General features: G+C 62.7%; 20 protein-coding genes. 7 read left to right on the top strand and 13 right to left on the bottom strand.

What is annotated here, in order from left to right; genetic code table 11:
* Positions 1 to 8 precede the first annotated feature (8 nt).
* Together LVY65_RS09890 and LVY65_RS09885 are read right to left on the bottom strand one after the other, a co-directional pair.
* Positions 9 to 983: a diacylglycerol/lipid kinase family protein gene (locus LVY65_RS09890; protein WP_235067911.1), complete on the bottom strand. Its 975-nt coding sequence runs from the start codon at positions 981 to 983 to the stop codon at positions 9 to 11.
* Complete coding sequence (locus LVY65_RS09885) at positions 983 to 1483, bottom strand: DUF2141 domain-containing protein (protein WP_235067910.1); 501 nt, start codon at positions 1481 to 1483, stop codon at positions 983 to 985. Before LVY65_RS09885 ends, LVY65_RS09890 begins: the two co-directional genes overlap by 1 nt.
* A gap of 153 nt (positions 1484 to 1636) precedes the next feature.
* Between LVY65_RS09885 and lptF the strand changes: the two genes are divergently transcribed.
* Both lptF and lptG read left to right on the top strand, forming a co-directional pair.
* Positions 1637 to 2845, top strand: coding sequence for an LPS export ABC transporter permease LptF (lptF, locus tag LVY65_RS09880; protein ID WP_235067909.1), 1209 nt, complete (start codon positions 1637 to 1639; stop codon positions 2843 to 2845).
* Positions 2842 to 3939 (top strand): LPS export ABC transporter permease LptG, encoded by a 1098-nt coding sequence (lptG, locus tag LVY65_RS09875; RefSeq protein WP_235067908.1) that lies wholly within the window; start codon positions 2842 to 2844, stop codon positions 3937 to 3939. The genes lptF and lptG overlap by 4 nt, the downstream gene beginning before the upstream one ends.
* Positions 3940 to 3980: 41 nt before the next feature.
* Here lptG and LVY65_RS09870 read toward each other — a convergent pair whose 3' ends face one another.
* Positions 3981 to 5078 (bottom strand): fatty acid desaturase family protein, encoded by a 1098-nt coding sequence (locus LVY65_RS09870; RefSeq protein ID WP_235067907.1) that lies wholly within the window; start codon positions 5076 to 5078, stop codon positions 3981 to 3983.
* A 139-nt stretch (positions 5079 to 5217) separates the two neighbouring features.
* Between LVY65_RS09870 and LVY65_RS09865 the strand changes: the two genes are divergently transcribed.
* The gene (locus LVY65_RS09865; protein ID WP_235067906.1) at positions 5218 to 6357 is read left to right on the top strand and encodes an N-acetyltransferase; all 1140 of its coding nucleotides are present in this window, start codon (positions 5218 to 5220) and stop codon (positions 6355 to 6357) included.
* 7 nt (positions 6358 to 6364) lie between these two features.
* On the opposite strand, the gene LVY65_RS09860 is transcribed toward LVY65_RS09865, so the two are convergent.
* Entirely contained in the window at positions 6365 to 6802 is a 438-nt protein-coding gene (locus LVY65_RS09860) for an Lrp/AsnC family transcriptional regulator (RefSeq protein ID WP_235067904.1), read from the bottom strand.
* Between the two features lie 82 nt (positions 6803 to 6884).
* On the opposite strand from LVY65_RS09860, the gene LVY65_RS09855 reads away from it, so the two are divergent.
* Complete coding sequence (locus LVY65_RS09855) at positions 6885 to 7442, top strand: cysteine hydrolase family protein (RefSeq protein ID WP_235067902.1); 558 nt, start codon at positions 6885 to 6887, stop codon at positions 7440 to 7442.
* On the opposite strand, the gene xth is transcribed toward LVY65_RS09855, so the two are convergent.
* From xth to LVY65_RS09840, 3 genes are read right to left on the bottom strand one after another with little or no spacing between them, the layout of a single operon-like run.
* On the bottom strand, positions 7439 to 8212 hold the full coding sequence (gene xth, locus LVY65_RS09850; protein ID WP_235067901.1) for an exodeoxyribonuclease III: 774 nt from the start codon (positions 8210 to 8212) through the stop codon (positions 7439 to 7441). The genes LVY65_RS09855 and xth overlap by 4 nt on opposite strands.
* Before the next feature lie 30 nt (positions 8213 to 8242).
* Positions 8243 to 8566, bottom strand: coding sequence for a HesB/IscA family protein (locus tag LVY65_RS09845; RefSeq protein WP_235067900.1), 324 nt, complete (start codon positions 8564 to 8566; stop codon positions 8243 to 8245).
* A 37-nt stretch (positions 8567 to 8603) separates the two neighbouring features.
* Positions 8604 to 9548 (bottom strand): M23 family metallopeptidase, encoded by a 945-nt coding sequence (locus LVY65_RS09840; protein WP_235067899.1) that lies wholly within the window; start codon positions 9546 to 9548, stop codon positions 8604 to 8606.
* Positions 9549 to 9936: 388 nt separating this feature from the next.
* Here LVY65_RS09840 and LVY65_RS09835 point away from each other — a divergent pair, with 388 nt between their 5' ends.
* Together LVY65_RS09835 and serA are read left to right on the top strand one after the other, a co-directional pair.
* A complete protein-coding gene (locus LVY65_RS09835) occupies positions 9937 to 11055 on the top strand; it encodes a phosphoserine transaminase (RefSeq protein ID WP_235067898.1) in 1119 nt (372 codons plus the stop codon).
* The gene (gene serA / locus LVY65_RS09830) at positions 11052 to 12632 is read left to right on the top strand and encodes a phosphoglycerate dehydrogenase (RefSeq protein WP_408021984.1); all 1581 of its coding nucleotides are present in this window, start codon (positions 11052 to 11054) and stop codon (positions 12630 to 12632) included. Before LVY65_RS09835 ends, serA begins: the two co-directional genes overlap by 4 nt.
* 59 nt (positions 12633 to 12691) lie before the next feature.
* On the opposite strand, the gene LVY65_RS09825 is transcribed toward serA, so the two are convergent.
* The 3 genes from LVY65_RS09825 to LVY65_RS09815 form a co-directional block, all read right to left on the bottom strand.
* Complete coding sequence (locus tag LVY65_RS09825) at positions 12692 to 13123, bottom strand: acyl-CoA thioesterase (protein WP_235067896.1); 432 nt, start codon at positions 13121 to 13123, stop codon at positions 12692 to 12694.
* Positions 13124 to 13222: 99 nt separating this feature from the next.
* Complete coding sequence (locus LVY65_RS09820; protein ID WP_235067895.1) at positions 13223 to 13687, bottom strand: conserved oligomeric Golgi complex subunit 4; 465 nt, start codon at positions 13685 to 13687, stop codon at positions 13223 to 13225.
* 432 nt (positions 13688 to 14119) lie between these two features.
* Positions 14120 to 15109, bottom strand: a complete 990-nt coding sequence (locus tag LVY65_RS09815) for an alpha/beta hydrolase (protein WP_235067893.1) — start codon at positions 15107 to 15109, stop codon at positions 14120 to 14122.
* Between the two features lie 88 nt (positions 15110 to 15197).
* Here LVY65_RS09815 and LVY65_RS09810 point away from each other — a divergent pair, with 88 nt between their 5' ends.
* Positions 15198 to 16487 (top strand): adenylosuccinate synthase, encoded by a 1290-nt coding sequence (locus LVY65_RS09810; protein WP_235067891.1) that lies wholly within the window; start codon positions 15198 to 15200, stop codon positions 16485 to 16487.
* Here the strand turns inward: LVY65_RS09810 and LVY65_RS09805 are convergent.
* From LVY65_RS09805 to LVY65_RS09795, 3 genes are read right to left on the bottom strand one after another with little or no spacing between them, the layout of a single operon-like run.
* A complete protein-coding gene (locus tag LVY65_RS09805) occupies positions 16484 to 16759 on the bottom strand; it encodes an acylphosphatase (RefSeq protein ID WP_235067889.1) in 276 nt (91 codons plus the stop codon). The genes LVY65_RS09810 and LVY65_RS09805 overlap by 4 nt on opposite strands.
* Positions 16759 to 17562 (bottom strand): enoyl-ACP reductase FabI, encoded by an 804-nt coding sequence (fabI, locus tag LVY65_RS09800; RefSeq protein WP_235067888.1) that lies wholly within the window; start codon positions 17560 to 17562, stop codon positions 16759 to 16761. Before fabI ends, LVY65_RS09805 begins: the two co-directional genes overlap by 1 nt.
* Before the next feature lie 3 nt (positions 17563 to 17565).
* Positions 17566 to 18600 (bottom strand): YihY/virulence factor BrkB family protein, encoded by a 1035-nt coding sequence (locus LVY65_RS09795; protein ID WP_235067887.1) that lies wholly within the window; start codon positions 18598 to 18600, stop codon positions 17566 to 17568.
* Between the last annotated feature and the right edge of the window lie 2 nt (positions 18601 to 18602).

Genomic DNA, 18602 nt, shown 5'->3' with positions numbered 1-18602 from the left:
GTCTCGCCCTAGGCGGCGATTCGAACGAAGGATAGCGGCTGGGCCGGACGCAGCAGGATTGGCTTGCCCACACCGGCCCGGAAGGTCTCGCCGTCGAGGATTACCTGGCTTGCATCGCCCTCGATCGCGATCTCGTCGGCCTCCTCCACATGGACGCCGTCAAGCTTGGTCCGGCCAAGCCGGCCGACCAGGCTTGCGAAGAAAGCGCGCAGCATCGACACCGGCTTCTGCTCGACCGCGACGAATTTGAGCGGACCATTGCCGTGCGAACTGACCTCGCCCGACAACAGCAGCTTCTCAAGGGTGGTGACGAACAGGAAAGCAAAGCGGCCGGTGATGGCCCCATCGCGGCGAACCTGCACGCTAAGCATCGACGGCTCGGGCGGCAGGAAGCTGGCCCGAAGCCCGAAAACCTGCCGAAGCACCACCGCGACGGCCGTGATGAAATGGCTGATGCTGTTTGGCAGGCCCAGCGGGTAAACCCGCTCGCGGCAATAAAGCATGATGTCTGCGAGACCCGCTCCGCCCAGGAACATGCCGATTACCGGGGTAATTCCAGTTTCTCCACCCGATAGAGAAATCAACTCGCGCGCCACAAGGTGCGGCGCCAGGCCAGCCTGGGCGATTGCCAGCAGTTTCTCAAGCGCTTCGACGGGGTCACCCCGTGCGCCGAGATCGAGCGCGATGAGGTTGGTCTTTCCGCTCGGCAATACGGCAACTGGCGGCGCCGCCGAGCCGAAGTGTCCGCCGTTATGAAGCTCGGTCAACACTGCTTGAACGGTACCATCACCGCCATTAATCGCCAGCACCGCCGGCTCGATCCGGGCGATGGTCCGCATGGCTTCCCCGATTTGATCGGCGGCCTCGACCTCATAATGGAAGATATTGGGATGGTCGGCACAGAAGGCGCGGATCAGCGGCAACTGGGCAAGGTTGCCCGTCGACTTGGGATTGCTGATCAAGGCGATCCGCGGCCGGGCCATCAGCTTACGGCCGGCCCTACGCCAAAGCCCCTGCGATAGATCAACCTGACCCCAACCTTGGACGGGCCGTTCCCAACGGTGAACGCCGCCTTGGAAAAAGGCGGCTTGGGGTTCAACAGGCTGACCTTGGGATTGCGTGAATAACCGCCTCCGTCCTGACGGTCGCGCTCCCCATTTACATTATAGTCGTGATGGACCGCGACGGCATATCGGCCCGGGGACGGCACCGGTATGCAAATGTCCATCTCACGGCCGGTGACCGTAATATTCACCCGACTTATCCGGCCACCCTTCTCCAGCCAGCGGCCTTCCGATCCATATAGCGACACTTTGACATTGCCGGTCGGTCGCTTGAAGCCTGCGACGTGCACTAGGACCGAAGGCTTGCCGGCGGTGCAGCCGCTGCTCGCCCGGATCGGCGCAGGCAGCGCGACAGCGCCCGTCGCCGCAGTCAGAGCGGCTCCGGTGGCGACCATAAAGGGGATCGAAGATTTCGACATGATTTTATATTCCGGTTCGCTATAGCCACAGACGGCGCTGCGCCCTTACCGCTCCCCCCTTTCGGAATCGGCAAGGCCCGACGCCCCGGCGTTTCATGTCGGCCTGCTTTGCGGCCAAATCATGGTGCCGCGGAGACGAAAAGGTGCTCAAGCTTGGCGTTGGTCGATCGCTATCTCGCTCGGAACATCGCGGTCCCGCTGATCGGCACGCTGGTGCTGGCGGCGATGCTGTTGGTGCTCGAAAAAATGCTTCGGCTTTTCGACTTCGTCATCAACGCTGGCGGGCCGGTCAGCGTGGTCTGGCGGATGCTCGCCAACCTGTTGCCGGAATATTTCTCACTTGGGATTCCGATCGGGTTGCTGCTGGGCATCCTGCTCGCATTTCGCAAGCTGGCGCTTTCCTCGGAATTGGACGCGATGCGCGGAATCGGCGTCGGCTACGGCCGGCTGTTGCGCGTTCCGTACGCGTTCGCCATCGGCCTGCTATTGGTCAATATCGCGATCGTCGGATGGGTCGATCCCTATGCGCGCTATCGATACGAAGGATTGCGGTTCGAGTTGAAATCCGGCGCACTCGGGGCTTCGATAAAGGTCGGCGAGTTCAACGAATTCGGCAAGCGCATGACCCTTCGTATCGACCGAAGCGAACAGAAGGGCACTCACCTGCTTGGAATATTCACTGCGCTTGACGACAAGTCCGGAACGCGGATTGCGGCCACGGCTGCGGAGGGAAAATTCCTGTCCACGGACGATCCCGACACGATCATTTTCCGCCTGCAGAACGGCCGTCTGGTCCAGGAAGGTCCAAGTTTCGCCACTCCTAGGACGCTCTCGTTCAAAAGCTATGATCTGCCGATCAAGCTGCCGGCTATCGATCCCTTCCGCGGTCGCGGTAATGAAGAAAAGGAATTGGTCCTCCCGGAAGTCTATGCCCGGGCTTATGGAGGTGCCGCGCCTGACAGGCAAAATGAGCTGGCTGCTCGCGCTAACTTCCATTTCCGCCTTGTCGAGATCGCCATGATGCTGATGCTGCCACTGCTGGCAATTGCGCTGGCGGTTCCGCCTAAACGCAGCAACAGTTCGCTGGGGATCTTTGTTGGGATCGTAATGGTCGTCACCTATCACAAGATCAACCAATATGCCGAAAGCGCGGGCGCCCAGGGGCGATTGCAGCCGGAACTCGCGCTTTGGCTGCCCTTCCTGGTATTTGTGGCGCTGATCCTCTGGATGTACCACGTCATTGCTCATCGGCCTGGCGGGCAACCGATCGGGGCGCTCGAGGCCGCCTTCACCAGAATTGGCAAAGCGGTTCGCGGAATGTTGCCGCGGCGACGTCAGGCTGTGATCGAGGCGACCGCATGATCAATCTGGATTTCATGCCGTCGCGTCAGCTGGCACTTTATGCCGCGCGGCTGTTCCTGACCCGCAGCCTGGCGGTGATGGTCATGCTGGTACTGGTGCTCATGACTCTCGACCTTCTCGGGGAGTCGGGCAAGATTCTGAAGGTGCCCGGCAATGGCGAGGCGGAGTTGTGGCGCTACGTATCGCTTCGAGTTCCCATTCTTATCTCCAGATTCCTGCCATTTTCGGTATTGCTCGGCGCTCTGATCGCCTTTGTTGGCCTCAATCAGCACAGCGAAGTGATATCGATGAAGGCGGCCGGCCTGTCTGCGCACCAGATCCTTGCGCCAATGGTTGTCGCAAGCCTCGGCGTCGCAATTGCGCTGTTCGCCTTCAACGAACTGGTTGTGGTCAAGGCTGCCCGGACCGTCAATGCCTGGACCGATGCGGATTACGAACCGATACCCCCGTCGAGCGGCATCCTGTCGAATGTCTGGATACGGGACGGCGACGATATGGTCCGGGCAAGGATTGTCACTGGAAGCGGGGCGCAGACCCGTTTGCGGGGCATTACCATCTACCAGCGCGAGCGCGGCGCACTGGCGCGGGTGTTGGACGTCGCTCGTGCGGAACAGGTCGCCGGTGGTTGGCGGCTGGAAGGCGTTCGTACCTACGACGCCCGCATGAATATCCTGATGCGACAGCCGGAAATGATCGGGCTTCGGGGAGTGGAGCCAACGCGATTCACATTGGCAAAGATCGATCCGGACGAGCGTAGCTTCATCGCACTGCGGCAGGAAATACGAGCCCTGCAAAATGCAGGCCGTCCGACCGAAGAAGCGCGGACCGGCTGGTGGCACAAGATCAGTGGGCCATTGTCGACGATGCTAATGCCGTTGCTGGCTGCGACTGCCGCTTTCGGCCTTGCCCGATCCGGACATGTGCTGCTGAGGGCGACGATCGGCATGGCACTGGGTTTCACCTATTTCGTCGCCGATAATTTCAGCCTGGCGCTGGGGAATTACGGTGCCTATCCGCCGTTCCTTGCGGCCTGGGCGCCCTTTTTGCTGTTCCTGCTGATCGGCGAATTCGTCCTGATCCGGCAAGAAGAATAGCCATTAGCAGCTTGTCCAGGGGAGGAGTCGGCTTGGCCAAATTATCGGGCGACGCCCTTCCAGCTACTAACGGCCAGTCGCACGACCAGCGGTGAAAGCCCGCGGTGGTTTGATCGGAAGTAAGCCGATTCCCGACCAAGCGCCGTCGTTATGCGCCGATGCGCCTCACCAAGGGCATGATAGGGCAAGCCAGGCAGCAAATGGTGAAGAGCGTGATAACGCAGGCCAACCGGTGCCCACAGCGCCGGCAATACCCCCGGCGGCGGAACGTTGACGCTGTCGAGATACTGCTCCGTGACGCTCATCGGCTCGCCGTCATTCTCCCACAGGTGCGCGACCAGGGTGCGGATCTGGTTGAGGAACATCACGCCGGACGAGATGCCCAGGAAAATCAGGAAGGCGCGCAGCGGGACAAGCCCGGTCGCGACCAGTGCAAGAAGCGTAATGGCCCACAGGCTCGCGGCGGTTTCCTGGATCGTCCAGCGTCGCTTGAAATCGCCCGTCGGCTTAGGCCGGCGGAAGCGGGGGTTGATCTGTAGCCCGGAAAGCTTTGCGACCACCGTCTCCCGCAGCTTCGACGACAGCAGCGACAGCGGCGCCAGCAGGCCAAAGCGGATGAGCATGCCGATAGGGGCCAGGGCCGCGGCGATCAGGAATGCCGGAAGAGTCCACGGGTGCATTAGGGCGAGCGGCAGATATTCGGGATCCTCCGCCGTCCCATAATAGGTTTTGGCATGATGCTGGTTGTGCACGCCTTCGTACATGAAGGATGGGATCAGCAGCGGGATCCCGACGAGTGCATTCCACGTCCAGTAGAAGCCGGGTACCGCGTTGGGCTTCATATGGGTGATTTCGTGAATGAAGCTGCCGGCGCGATAGAGGGCAAGCACTGCGACCAGGCCGGCGATCAGCGCAGCGATGGTCGAACCGGTGGCAATGGTGGCGGCCATGGCGCCGTAGCCGAGCAGCAATGATCCGAGCATGTCCGCCCAGTAAATTGCGGGCCGGGCGACATTGAGGTTGCGGGTCAGGCTGGCGGTGGCCTTGAGCATCGCATTGTCGTCGCCGCTGGGCGCAGGAACGGCCTTGCCCGCGGAATCGGGCGCGGTCGAACGGTCGAGGGTGACGGACTTGCTCATGGGAAAGCGGCCACTTGCAGGAGATAGTGGCACCATCGTGGCGACGAAAGGGCCAAGCGCGGGCCTTAGAGGATAGCCGGGCATGGCTCTCATCGATTAATCGGTTGCGCCAACTCCTGCCGCCTGCAACGGATTAGGGATGAGCTCTGACATCATCATCCGCCCCGTAACGACCAAGGCTGACCGCAAGGCGTTCGTCGATTTCGCCTGGGAGGTGTACCGGCACGACCCGTGCTGGGTCCCGCCGTTGAAGGACGAGGTGCATGGGCTCCTCGATCCCCGCAAAAATCCCTGGTTCGGGCATGGCAAGGCGGAGCTTTGGCTGGCGTCGCGCGGCGGCAAGGTCGTCGGCCGGATCAGCGCCCAGGTCGACGATTTGGTCCAGGTCCATATGGAACCCGGTCTTGGCCAGTGGGGGATGTTCGAAGCGCTCGACGGTGAAACCGCGGCAGCGTTGATCGCGACTGCGGAGGGATGGCTGCGGGATCAGGGGATGACCAAGGCGCTTGGGCCAATCTCCATTTCCATCTGGGATGAGCCGGGCTTGCTGATCAAGGGATTTGAGGAGCCGCCGCTGGTGATGATGGGCCACCATCGCCCGGAATATCGCGCATGGATCGAGGCCGCCGGATACGGCAAGGCCAAGGATCTCTATACTTTCGAACTCGACATCCGCATCGACATGATCCCGGTCATCGACCGGCTCATCAAGGCGGGCGAAAACAATCCCCGCATCCGAATCCGCGACGTCGACAAGTCGAAATTCGACCAGGAAGCGGCCATCATCCTTGAGATATTGAACGACGCCTGGTCGGACAATTGGGGCTTCGTCCCGCTGACCGATGCCGAAATCGCCTATGCAGGCAAGAAGTTGAAACCGATCATCGTCGAGGACCTGGTCAAGATCGCCGAGGTCGACGGTGAGCCGGTTGCTTTCATGATCACCATTCCCGACCTCAACGAGATGATCCGCGACCTCGACGGCAAGCTGTTCCCGTTTGGCTGGGCGAAACTGCTGTGGCGCCTCCACAACGTAACGACCCGCCGGGTGCGCGTTCCACTGATGGGTGTCCGCAAGTCGCTCCAGGGCGGACGAATGGCCAGCCAACTGGCCTTCATGCTGATCGAATTCACCCGCCGCGTCTGCGTCGACAAATATGGCATCAATGTCGGCGAGTTCGGCTGGGTGCTCGAGGACAACCAGGGAATGATGTCGATCGCCCAATTGCCGGGTGCCGGGATCAACCACACCTACCGGATTTACGAGAAAGCGCTTTAGGCCGGATTCAATCGAGATGCCGGTCGAGCACGACCGACGTCGAGACCGAGGCGACGCCTGGGATTGCGGCAACTGCCGATCGGCTCGCTTCGATGCCGGCAACGTCCGCAGCGTCGATCCTGATCACCAGGTCGATCGGTCCGGTGACCGAATGGATTAATCCGATTGAGCTAATTCGTTGAAGCTTCGGGACGACCTGGGCGCAATGATAACCGGGTTCGAAGCTCACCATCAGATAGGCGGATTGGCGCGCACCGACCGCATTGCCCTCACGGATTGTAAAGCCGCCGATGATTCCGGAAGCCTGCAGCTTGGCCAGGCGATCCTGGGTGGCGCTGCGCGACAGATTGAGATCTTTGGCGAGCGCGACAATGGGGCGGCGCGCATCGCGCCGCAGAAGGTCCACCAGCAACCGGTCGCGATCGTCCAATGCCAATTCCGTCATTCTGCCGGCAATTCCGGCATGATGCCCAATGAAACCGGCGGAGGAAATAGGCATATCCGGCTCGAACTTTGGAGACCGTGAGATGACAGTCGATTATGAACGTGCCGTTTTATTGCCGATCGACATGCAGCAGGCGTTCGATGGCGAGGCCTGGCCACGGCGCTGGAATAAAGCGGTCGATGGCAATGGGCTGGCGCTGATCCGACGCTGGCGGGAGACGGGCCGGCCCATCATTCACGTACGGCATGACTCGGTGACCAAAGGATCATCGCTTGCCCCCGGCTCTGCGGGCAATCGGTTCCGGCCGGGTTTCGAGCCTTTGGCCGGCGAGCCCATGGTCAGCAAGAGCGTCAACAGCGCGTTCATCGGAACCGACCTTGACCTGAGGCTCAGGCGGCTGGGTGCTCGCCATGTGATTGCCTTCGGCATTTCAACCGACATGTGCGTTTCGACCACGATCCGCACCGGCGCCAATATGGGTTGGGACATGATGCTGGCTGCCGACGCGTGCGATTGCTTCGAACTGCCTGACGGCATGGGCGGGACGATCTCGGCCGAGGCGATCCATGCCGCCCATGTCGCAACCCTCGGCTTCGAATTCTGCCGGGTCGTCACAACCGCGGAATTGATAAGGGCCTAGGCTAGTTCGATCGCAACCGGTGCGTGATCGGAGGCCTTCTCCTCGCCGCGCGCCGATTTGTGAACCTCCGCACCCAGCAGCCGGTCCGCAGCTTGTGGGGAGCAGAGCAGGTGGTCGATTCTAAACCCTGCGTCACGCGGCCAGGCGCCTGCGGTATAATCCCAGAAGGTGTAGAGCCGTTCCTCGTTCGGATGGAGCGCCCGCAGCGCGTCTGTCCAACCCTGGTTTACGATTCTTCGGAACGCGGCCTGGCTCTCCGGCTGAAACAGGGCATCATCGGCCATCGCCCGGCGGGAAAACGTATCGCGATCCTCGGGAATGACGTTGAAATCGCCGGCCAGCACCGCCGGCTGCTCTTCGGCCAGGATGGCTGCCGCACGCTCGCGAAGCCGGTCCATCCAGCGGAGTTTGTAATCGAACTTCTCGGTGCCGATTGGATTGCCGTTGGGCAGGTAAATCGATGCGATGATCATGCCCTTCGCTTCGGCCTCGATATAGCGGCTGTGGCTGTCGTCGGGGTCGCCCGGAAGGCCGACCTGGCGGAGGACTGGCGCTTCGCCCTTGGATAGGATTGCGACGCCGTTGAAGCCCTTCTGGCCATGCCAGACGGCGTTGTAGCCCGCCGCCTCGATCTCGCCGATCGGCAGTGAGTCGTCGGCGCATTTCAGTTCCTGGAGGCAGGCGACGTCGGGCGCTTCCCGCTCGAGATATTCGAGCAGGCGCGGCATTCGCGCGCGGATCCCGTTGATGTTGAAGGTGACGAGTTTCACTCCGCTTCCCTAGCGGGGCTCAATCCTCAATCAAACGGAAAAGCTGGACCCGCAGCCGCAACCCGACGCGGCATTTGGGTTGGTTACCTTGAACGACGCTCCGCCCAGCTCCTCGACATAGTCCACTTCCGACCCTTCGAGCAGCTCAAGGCTGACCGGGTCGACCACCAGGCTGACTCCATCGGTACTTGCGACCACATCGCCTTCTTCGGGCTCTCCAAGCGAAAATCGGTAGGAGAATCCTGCGCAGCCGCCGCCGTCGACAGAGAGGCGAAGCACGGCGGGCTTGCCTTGCTTGCCGGCGATGAAGGCTACGCGCTTGGCGGCGCTGGGGGAGAGGGTCACTGCGGTCACGTCCGCGAGATAGGGACGCGAAGGGATGGCGGCAAGCTTAGCGCTTGGGGCCGCCCAGCGCGACTGCGTCCATCGAATGGGTGCCGGCGCCATTCTTCTGCATCGCCAGCAGATAGTCGTTCGACTTCATGAACGGGATTGGATTAACCGCGCGGCTGTCGATCCGGACCTCATAGTGGAGGTGGCTGCCGGTCGAACGGCCCGTCGAACCCATGCGCGCAATTTGCTGGCCGCGGGTAACATGCTGGCCGGGGCGCACCAGGATGGCCGAAAGGTGGCCGTAGCGAGTTTCGATGCCGCGGCCGTGGTCGATCTTGACGAGGTTGCCATAACCGCCGTTGTTCCAGCCGGCTTCGCTGACGGTGCCGTCGGCGGTGGCATAGATTGCGGTTCCCGTCGGCCCGGCAAGGTCGATGCCCATATGCCGAGCCGCGCCGCCGTTGAATGGATCGGAACGGACGCCATAGCCCGAAGTGAATTCGGCGGTCTTGACCGGCTTGTCGGAGGGGACGGCGATGGCGCCGTCGGCAAGGTTGTCGAGCTTCTTCCAGCTCGTGAACAGTGATTTGAACGTCGGGTCCGCCTGCGTAGCGGAATCGAACGGACCGCCCTGAGCCAGCTTACCACCCTTGGGGAGGACGTAGCCAAGCTTGGCGATCGCTTCCGGATCGACCTTCTGTCCGGCGATGATCGCGGCAAGGACCTGCTGGCGCTGCTCGATTTGCTTGACGCGCAATTCGGTGGCGGCGGCAAGACGGGCGATATCCGAAGAAACGGCCGCCGGAGCGGCCGTCAGGGAAGCAGGAGCAACAATCAGACGGAATGCGGAGTAAGCGGACCAGCAAAGCAACAGCAGCATCGTCACAAACATCGCCATTTGCACCGGCGCCGAAAGGCGCAGTCGGCGAAGATGACTGCCGTCGTGGACGAACAGGTCCCGCGTTTGGAAAATCCTGGTCGTCGCGATTGCCGCTTGGGTCATGGCTCCGCCCAACTCCTCAAGTCACTGGCGCCAGGCACAGCAGTCGTGCCCGGTGCAGTAGTTCATCGGTTATGGAGCTCCCCAGCCCCGCTATTCCATCAAGCGATTGCCCTCGCCTGACGGAATGGTGACACTGACCCGGAGTGGTTAATCAATTCAACCTTCGGTTCCCCGTCTTAGGGTGAAGTGCGGGCACACTACGACGAACCGTTATTCCGACTTGCGTTAGGTTAAGAATTTAACCGGAATTTACCTGCTCTTTTCGTGAGTGATTCTTTCGCACCTGCAAAATTGGTCCTTCCCACTTGCTGCAATTCCCCGCTAAAGCCTGCGACGGGCCACGCCGTCCCAACGCGGCGCGTGCTCTCTGCAAGGAGAGTTGACAGTGATGAAGACCCCACCTGCGGTGCGCCCCAAGCGCCCGCATTTTTCGTCCGGTCCCTGCGCGAAGCCGCCGGGCTGGAATCCCAATCAAATCGACACAAGGATCCTCGGCCGCTCGCACCGCAGCGCGCTGGGCAAGGCGCGGTTGAAGCTCGCCATCGACCTGATGCGCGAGATGCTCCAGCTTCCCGACTCACATCGGATCGGTATCGTTGCCGGTTCCGACACCGGCGCATTCGAAATGGCGATGTGGTCCATGCTGGGTGCACGCCCCGTCACCTGCCTTGCTTGGGAAAGCTTCGGCGAAGGATGGGTGACTGACGCGGTCAAGCAGCTGAAGCTCGACCCGACGATCATCCGGGCGGATTATGGCGAACTTCCAGACCTCCGGCAGGTCGACTGGTCGGACGATGTGCTGTTCACCTGGAATGGAACGACTTCTGGCGTCCGGGTCCCGCACGGCGAGTGGATCGCGGACGACCGCGAGGGATTGAGCTTCGCCGACGCGACCAGCGCCGTGTTCGCCTATGACCTGCCATGGGACAGGATCGATGTCGCCACGTTCAGCTGGCAAAAGGCACTGGGCGGCGAAGGCGGACATGGCGTCCTGATCCTCGGCCCGCGCGCGGGCGAGCGGCTCGAAAGCTTCACCCCTGACCGGCCACTGCCCAAGATCTTCCGGCTTACCAAAGGTGGTAAATTGATTGAGGGGATTTTCACCGGCGAGACGATCAATACGCCGTCGATGTTGGCCGTCGAGGACGCGATCGTTGCGCTCGAATGGGCCAAATCGGTCGGCGGCCTCCAGGGCATGATCGCTCGGACCGCCGCCAATGCCGCCGCGCTCGATCGGATCGTCGAGGGCCGCAACTGGCTCGGCCACCTCGCCCAGGACCCGACCAGCCGGTCGAAAACCAGCGTCTGCCTGACGGTCGACGGGGCCGACGTGGATTTCATCAAGCGGTTCGCCAAGCTGCTCGAAGCGGAAGGCGCGGCCTTTGACATCGCCGGCTATCGCGACGCGCCGCCGGGCTTACGAATCTGGTGCGGCGCCACGATCGACACCGCCGACATCGAAGCGCTCGGGCCCTGGCTCGATTGGGCCTGGGAGCAATGCCAATGACCGTACGCGTCCTTATTTCCGACAAGATGGACCCCCGGGCAGCCGCCATTTTTCGTGATCGGGGTATCGAAGTCGACGAAAGGCCCGGGCTGACGCCGGAAGAGCTGAAGTCCATCATCGGCGACTATGATGGGCTGGCCATCCGCTCGGCGACCAAGGTGACCAAGCCGATCCTGGAAGCGGCAACCAACCTCAAGGTTGTCGGCCGGGCCGGAATCGGCGTCGACAATGTCGACATCCCTGCCGCCACCGCACGCGGCGTGGTCGTAATGAATACACCGTTCGGCAATTCGATCACCACGGCCGAGCATGCGATTGCGCTGATGTTCGCGCTGGCCCGCCAGCTCCCGGAGGCAGACGCTTCTACCCAAGCCGGCAAGTGGGAGAAGAACCGCTTCATGGGCGTCGAGGTTACCGGCAAGACGATCGGCCTGATCGGTGCCGGCAACATCGGTTCGATCGTCGCGACGAGGGCACTCGGCCTCAGGATGAAAGTCGCCGCTTACGATCCGTTCCTCACCCCCGAACGGGCCGTCGAGCTCGGCGTCGACAAGGTCGAGCTCGACGAGCTTTTGAGGCGCGCCGACTTCATTACGCTGCACACGCCGCTCACGGATCAAACCCGCAACATTCTATCGCGCGAAAACTTAGCCAAGACGAAGAAGGGCGTGCGCATCGTCAATTGTGCCCGTGGCGGGCTGATCGACGAGCAGGCGCTGAAGGAAGCGCTCGACAGCGGTCATGTCGCGGGTGCGGCGCTCGACGTATTCGAAACGGAACCCGCCACCGCTTCGCCGCTATTCGGCACGCCGGGCTTCATCTCGACTCCCCACCTCGGCGCCTCGACGAGCGAGGCGCAGGTCAATGTCGCGATCCAGGTCGCCGAGCAGATGAGCGATTATCTGCTGCTGGGCGGCGTCACCAATGCGATCAACATGCCGTCGTTGAGTGCCGAGGAGGCGCCGCGCCTCCGGCCCTATATGGCGCTCGCCGAGAATCTCGGAAAGCTTGCCGGGCAGATTCTCGGCGAAGACGTTCGCTCGGTTGCGGTCGAAGTGGAGGGCGCGGCCGCCGCGCTCAATCAGAAGCCAATCACCGGCGCCGTGCTCGCCGGGCTGATGGGCACCTATTCGCAGACGGTGAACATGGTGAACGCGCCGTTCCTGGCCAAGGAACGTGGGCTCGACGTCAAGGAGGTCCGCCACGACCGAGAGGGCGATTATCACACGCTGGTCGCGGTCGAGGTCGGCACTTCGCACGGCGTCCGCCGCGTTGCCGGAACATTGTTCGGCAACAAGGCGCCGCGCCTGGTCGAAATGTTCGGGGTCGAGGTCGAGGCCGAGCTGACCGGATCGATGATCTACATCGTCAACACCGACGCGCCAGGCTTCATCGGCAAGCTCGGCACCGCGCTGGGTGAGGCCGGGATCAACATCGCCACCTTCAACCTCGGCCGTCGTGCCGCGGGCGGAGAGGCGGTAGCCTTGGTTGCTGTCGACGGCGATGTCCCTCCAGCCGTGGTGGGAACTCTGTCGAAGCTCGAGGGCGTTCGGGAAGTCGTGCCGCTGCGGTTTTGACCAGATGATGCGGCTTCAGGCAAAGCCGCCGCTGCATAGCTGATTTGAAGCCAACGGAGTTATTGCTCCTGAAGCTGAAACCGCGCCTTGATGGCGGGATCGAAGCTACAAGCTTTCCGCAGGCCGGTATCGATGTGCACGCCGGTCAACGTCGTTTCCGCGGCAATCGCCCCGTCGCTGTCGCAAACCATGACATGGCGGAAGCGCACGGCCTTTTCCTTAACTTCGATGAATTCGGAGAATATCGAGATGGCGTCGCCGGCGAGCAGCTCCCGCCGGTAAGATATTTGTTGCTCGACCGCCGCCATGCCGCGACCGGCGGACCGCAGATAGCCTGCCGTTAGCCCGACACGCGCCATCAATGTCCAGGTGGCCTCGTCGAATTTGCCCACGTACCACATGACATTCATGTGCCCCATATGGTCACAGTGCCAGGGATAGACGATGCCGCGATAAGTCGGATCGCCGCTCGGCACGGTCGTGTCGGTCATGTTCGGGCCCTCGTTGGATGCGCCGTCGGCATGCCAAATTCGCCGGCCGACCGGAAGCTCGAGAGTGCGCCTAGGCAGCGGCTCTCTGCTCTCGCGGACTCAATCCGAAGCGCGCTCGCCAGGCAGGGGCGTAATCCGGAACATCGACGGGCCCTCGATGCCTATGCGCAGCGGCTGGAGCCCAATGAGCTCCGTGCGGCACGCGTTCCCAAAATCCGAAAACAGGTCGACTGAGTCATGGGCAAGGAAGTCCCTAACTTCAGTTTTGCTCCGGTTGGCGTCATTGTAAGTATCCAGGATTCTGTGCACGATCCGATTGGCTTCCTTCAGCACAGGCTCCGATGATACGAGCCGCATGCGTCCCATCTCGCCATAAAGGTTGGCAATCCGCGCTGTGTCTGGCTCGTTCTCTAGCAAGGCATCGCCGAAGCAGCATGCGGCCGCCTCAACGAATTCGCTGTAGAGGTCTTGCCTTCGCCGAACTTCCTGAATCAGCCATTGCGATTTCGATTGCACGCGCTGCGCCAGCCAGGAAGCCAACACCGATAATCCGCCGCCGATCACAGCTCCGATTAGTGCGGCGAGTGTCGAGTCCATCTAGCGCGCCTCCGTCTTGATGAGTGAAACCACCGACTTGTCCGGATGCTAGGCTGACGCTGACCAGCGCATTGCCGAGTCCCGCCGTCAGCCCGGCAATCGTACCGATCGCCGCATAAGCGATCATGCGCCCGCGCGGAAGTTCCGGGTTAATGGGGAGCTCGGACACCGCCCAACCCTCTAACTGAGCGGGCTGCCCAGCACGCGACGGCTCGAGCTGATCTCGGCCACGCCGCTCCGCAGCGGCGCCGTCGACATGCATAACCGGCGCGCCCGCAGCGCGCCGTAGGAAGCCGTCTCGCCGCGCAACACTGCATGCCCGCTGCTGCTGCCTTGGAAACTTGGTTGATCGGGCCGGGGGCCTTGTGGGCAATGACAGATTTCCACCCATTGCGGTCATTAGCGTGCTCCGACCAAGAAACGCTCAACCTGCTCAGTCGCGAAGTCGCCCGCCTCGCCCAGCCCCTTATTGAGCGAGCCGTGGCTTTCGTCGGGGACAGCCACGACCGCGGCGCTGGCGCCGGCTCGGTTGAGGGCGTCAGCCAACACCCTCGACTGCGCCTGGCTGTCCTGGCGGCGCTCGATCGGCAGGATCAGCCAGCGCGCGACATTGGGCGCGGCGGCGTGGCGGGTCGGGGATAGCGCTGCCTGCCGCTTCGGGTCCTTGCTGAACGCCGCCTCGTACATAGGCTTGACGATGTTCATCTCGGCGCTGGCCTGGGTCGGCACGTCATAACCGGCGCCGTCCAGGAGCACGACGCCATTCACCGCACCCATCGGCACCCCGGAGGCCCTGAGATATTGCGGATCGGTGCCGACCAGCGCGACGAGATGAGCCCCGGCACTATGCCCCATCAGCACGATCCGGTCGGCGTCGAGGCCTAGCCTATCCGCATTGGCGCGAAGCCAGGCGACGGCGCTGGCGACATCGGCCGCTTGGCTCTCGACCGTCGCCTGCGGCACCAGCCGGTAATTGGTGCTGGCGAAGGCCCAGCCCTTGGCATTGGCCCATCGTGCCTTTTCGGGCGCGGCATGGGCCTTGTCGCCGATCGACCAGCCGCCGCCATGGACGAATAGCAGCACCGGAGCCCTCGCCACACCCGCCGGCTTGACCAGGTCGAGCCGCTGCCTCGGGTCGGTGCCATAGCTATGTTCGACCGTGCCCGGTGCCGGCGGATATGCCTCTGCGGCGCGCTCGCCGATCGCCTTGCGGCAGGGATCGCTCAGTTTCGGCATCGCCGTCATCAGGCACTGGCGGAAACCGCCTTCCGCACCTCTGCAAAGCTGGAATATCTCCTGCCGGCACTCCGCCGGAAGCCGCTCGCGCTGGGCCAGGGCGATTCCACCAATCGCCGTCGCACCAATTATCGCAACCAACATCCACCGCATTTCAGCCTCCCAAGCTGGACGGTTGGAACTTCAATCAATAGGAGGCGCGCTGAACCGGGCCTGACCCGGTCTGGTTAAGGAATTTCGCTTGGGCAACGTCACGGTAATCGGCGCGCAGTGGGGCGATGAGGGCAAGGGCAAGATCGTCGATTGGCTGGCCAGCCGTGCCGACATGGTCGTGCGATTCCAGGGCGGGCATAACGCCGGCCACACGCTCGTCGTCGGCAACGAGACCTACAAGCTTTCGCTCCTCCCCTCGGGCATCGTTCGTGGGACGCCCTCGGTAATCGGCAATGGCGTCGTGCTCGATCCTTGGGCGCTGAAGGCCGAGATCGAGAAAATTGCGGCCCAGGGCCTCTCCATCACGCCCGACGTGCTGATGATCGCCGAGACCTGTCCGCTGATCCTGCCGATCCACCGCGACCTCGACGCGCTTCGCGAAGATGCGTCTGGCGCGGGCAAGATCGGGACGACGCGGCGCGGGATCGGCCCCGCCTATGAGGACAAGGTCGGGCGCCGCGCGATTCGGGTCTGCGACCTCGCTCACCTCGGCCAGCTCGATCCGCTGCTCGACCGTCTCTGCGCCCACCATGATCACTTGCGCGCTGGCTTCGGCTGGCCGCCGGTCGACCGCGATCGCCTGAAGCGCGACCTCGAAGGAATCGCCGACTTCGTCCTGGCTTTCGCGCGGCCGGTCTGGCGCGACCTCGACGAGGCCCGCCGGCGCGGCCGTCGCATCCTGTTCGAGGGTGCGCAGGGAGTGCTGCTCGACGTCGATCACGGCACCTACCCGTTCGTCACCTCGTCCAATACCGTCGCCGGGACGACCGGATCGGGCAGCGGTATGGGCCCCAGCGCGGCGGGCTTCGTGCTCGGCATCGTCAAGGCCTACACGACCCGCGTCGGCTCCGGCCCCTTCCCTACCGAGCTCTCGGATGAAGTCGGTCAACGGCTCGGCGAGCGCGGCCATGAGTTCGGAACGGTCACCGGCCGCCAGCGCCGTTGCGGCTGGTTCGATGCCGTGCTGGTACGCCAATCGGCCGCGGTTAGCGGCATCACCGGCATCGCGCTCACCAAGATCGACGTGCTCGACGGGATGGAAACGGTGAAAATCTGCACCGGATACCGGATCGGGGACAAGACCTACGACTACCTCCCGCCGCACGCCGCCGACCAGGCGCGGGCAGAGCCGATCTACGAGGAAATGCCAGGCTGGAGCGGGACGACCGCAGGCGCGCGCAGCTGGGCCGATTTGCCGGCGCAAGCGATCAAATATGTCCGCAGGATCGAGGAGCTGATCCGCTGCCCGGTCGCGCTGGTCAGCACGTCGCCGCAACGCGACGATACGATCCTGGTGAGCGATCCATTTGCTTCTTAGTGCTTGATCTCAAACCGGTCGGAGACTTCCAACTCGACCACCTCGACGTCGACGGCCGCCACCTGCGCCGATGGCGGACCCTGGTGCAATAGTTCGATGAGCTGCTGAACCGCGGGCTCCTCACCGCCCAGATGTCCCGTGACACTGCCGTCAGGGCAGTTTCGCACCCAACCGGTAACGCCTAGCGCCCGCGCCTGCTCAGCGGTCCAGGCGCGAAAAAACACGCCTTGCACGCGGCCGGTCACGCGGACGTGGCGGCCGACGCGCGGCATTAGACCGTAGCGATGTCGGGCGCGTCCTCGGCCTTCATGCCGATCACATTGTAACCCGCATCGACATGGTGGATCTCGCCGGTGACGCCCGACGCCAAATCCGAGCAAAGGTAGAGGCCCGCGCCCCCAACATCCTCGATGGTGACATTGCGGCGGAGCGGCGAATTATATTCGTTCCACTTCATGATGTAGCGGAAATCGCCGATGCCGCTGGCGGCCAGGGTCTTGATCGGCCCGGCGCTGATTGCGTTAACGCGGATGCCGTCAGGCCCAAGGTCAGCTGCGAGATATTTGACTGACGTTTCAAGCGCCGCCTTGGCGACACCCATGACGTTGTAGTGCGGGATCACCTTCTCCGCGCCATAATAGCTCAAGGTCAGCAACGACCCGCCCGGGCTCATCATCGCGCGGGCGCGCTGCGCGACCGCGACGAAGCTGTAGACCGAGATATTCATGGTCAGCAGGAAATTCTCGAGGCTGGTTTCGACATATTTGCCGCGAAGCTCATTCTTGTCCGAAAAGCCGATCGCGTGAACGACGAAGTCGAGGCTGTCCCAGCGCTTCTGAAGCTGCTCGAACGTACGGTCGAGCGCGGCCATGTCGCTGACGTCGCAGTCGACCAGCAAGTCGCTGCCCAGCTGTTCCGCCAATGGGCGCACGCGCCTTTCCAGCGCTTCGCCCTGGTAGCTGAATGCAAGCTCGGCGCCGTGCTCGCGCAACTGCCTGGCAATCCCCCATGCGAGGGACCGGTCGTTGGCGAGTCCCATGATCAGCCCGCGCTTGCCTGTCATGATGCCGCCCATCGGCTAATTCCCCCCTATCTGGCGCCTTGCAGCCGCCGCTAATTCTTCTTCCGGGGCCGGCTCCTCGACCGGAAGCTCGGCCTCGTACGGTCCCTCGTAATGCTCGCCCCTTAGCGCTTTTCCGCCCGGCTCGACTAGGGCGGCGTTGAGCTCCGCGCCCGCAACCACGCCGAGGCCGATCACAAAGAAGAAGATCAGTGCCACCATGACCCCGGCAAGGCTGCCGTAGGTCGTTTCATAGCCGCCGAACAGGCCGATGACGTCAGGTAGCACCTCAACCGTAACCAGCCACCACAGGGTAACGATCAAGGCGCCGGGCCATTTGCGGCATTCGATGGTCCGGTAACGCGACGGGGTCAGCGCCAGGAAGATGACATAGAAGGTGGCGAACAGCGTCAATCCGGGGACGAGGCGATAAAAGCCGAGCCCGCGCCCGATTCCTTCGGAAATAGGCAACTTTTCGATCACGAAATTATGCACCGATGCCATCACCACGGTGAGGCCGAACGTGACGAACAACAATACGACCGACGCCAGGATGACGGCCATCGAGGCCAAGCGATATTGCCAGAAGCTGGCCGAAAATTTGACGCCATAGGCGCGTCGCAAGATGTCGCGGATGGTTTCGATAAAGCTCGCCGCGGTCCAAAGGCCGACTATCGCACCCAGCCAGAGCAGCGCACCCGAACGACCCTGGATCACTTCCTCGATAGGACCGTCGAGCACATGCCTTACGTCAGCCGGCAAGCGGCCGAGGATCGCCGCGACGGCCAGGGAAGCGTCCTGGGTACGGCCGAACAGCCGCGCGACCGCCGCCGCAAGGATGAAGAAGGGAAACATCGCAAGCAGCGACAGGTAGGCGAGGTTGCCGGCATGGATGAAACCGTCGTCGTAAAGGCCGATCCCGACGCGCTTGGCCACGATCAGCGGCTTGATCTCACGCTTGGCGCGCTCGATCGCCGCCTTGCCAAAGCGCGCCCTCAGCCTGGCTAGCCGCTTGCGCCGTTCCTCTGGCGAATAAGGATGGAGTTCCTTCATCT

The sequence above is a fragment of the Sphingomonas cremea genome (genome assembly GCF_021502585.1).
In the GTDB taxonomy this organism is placed as follows: Bacteria; Pseudomonadota; Alphaproteobacteria; order Sphingomonadales; family Sphingomonadaceae; genus Sphingomicrobium; species Sphingomicrobium cremea.
This window is presented reverse-complemented; position numbering and strand designations above follow the sequence as displayed.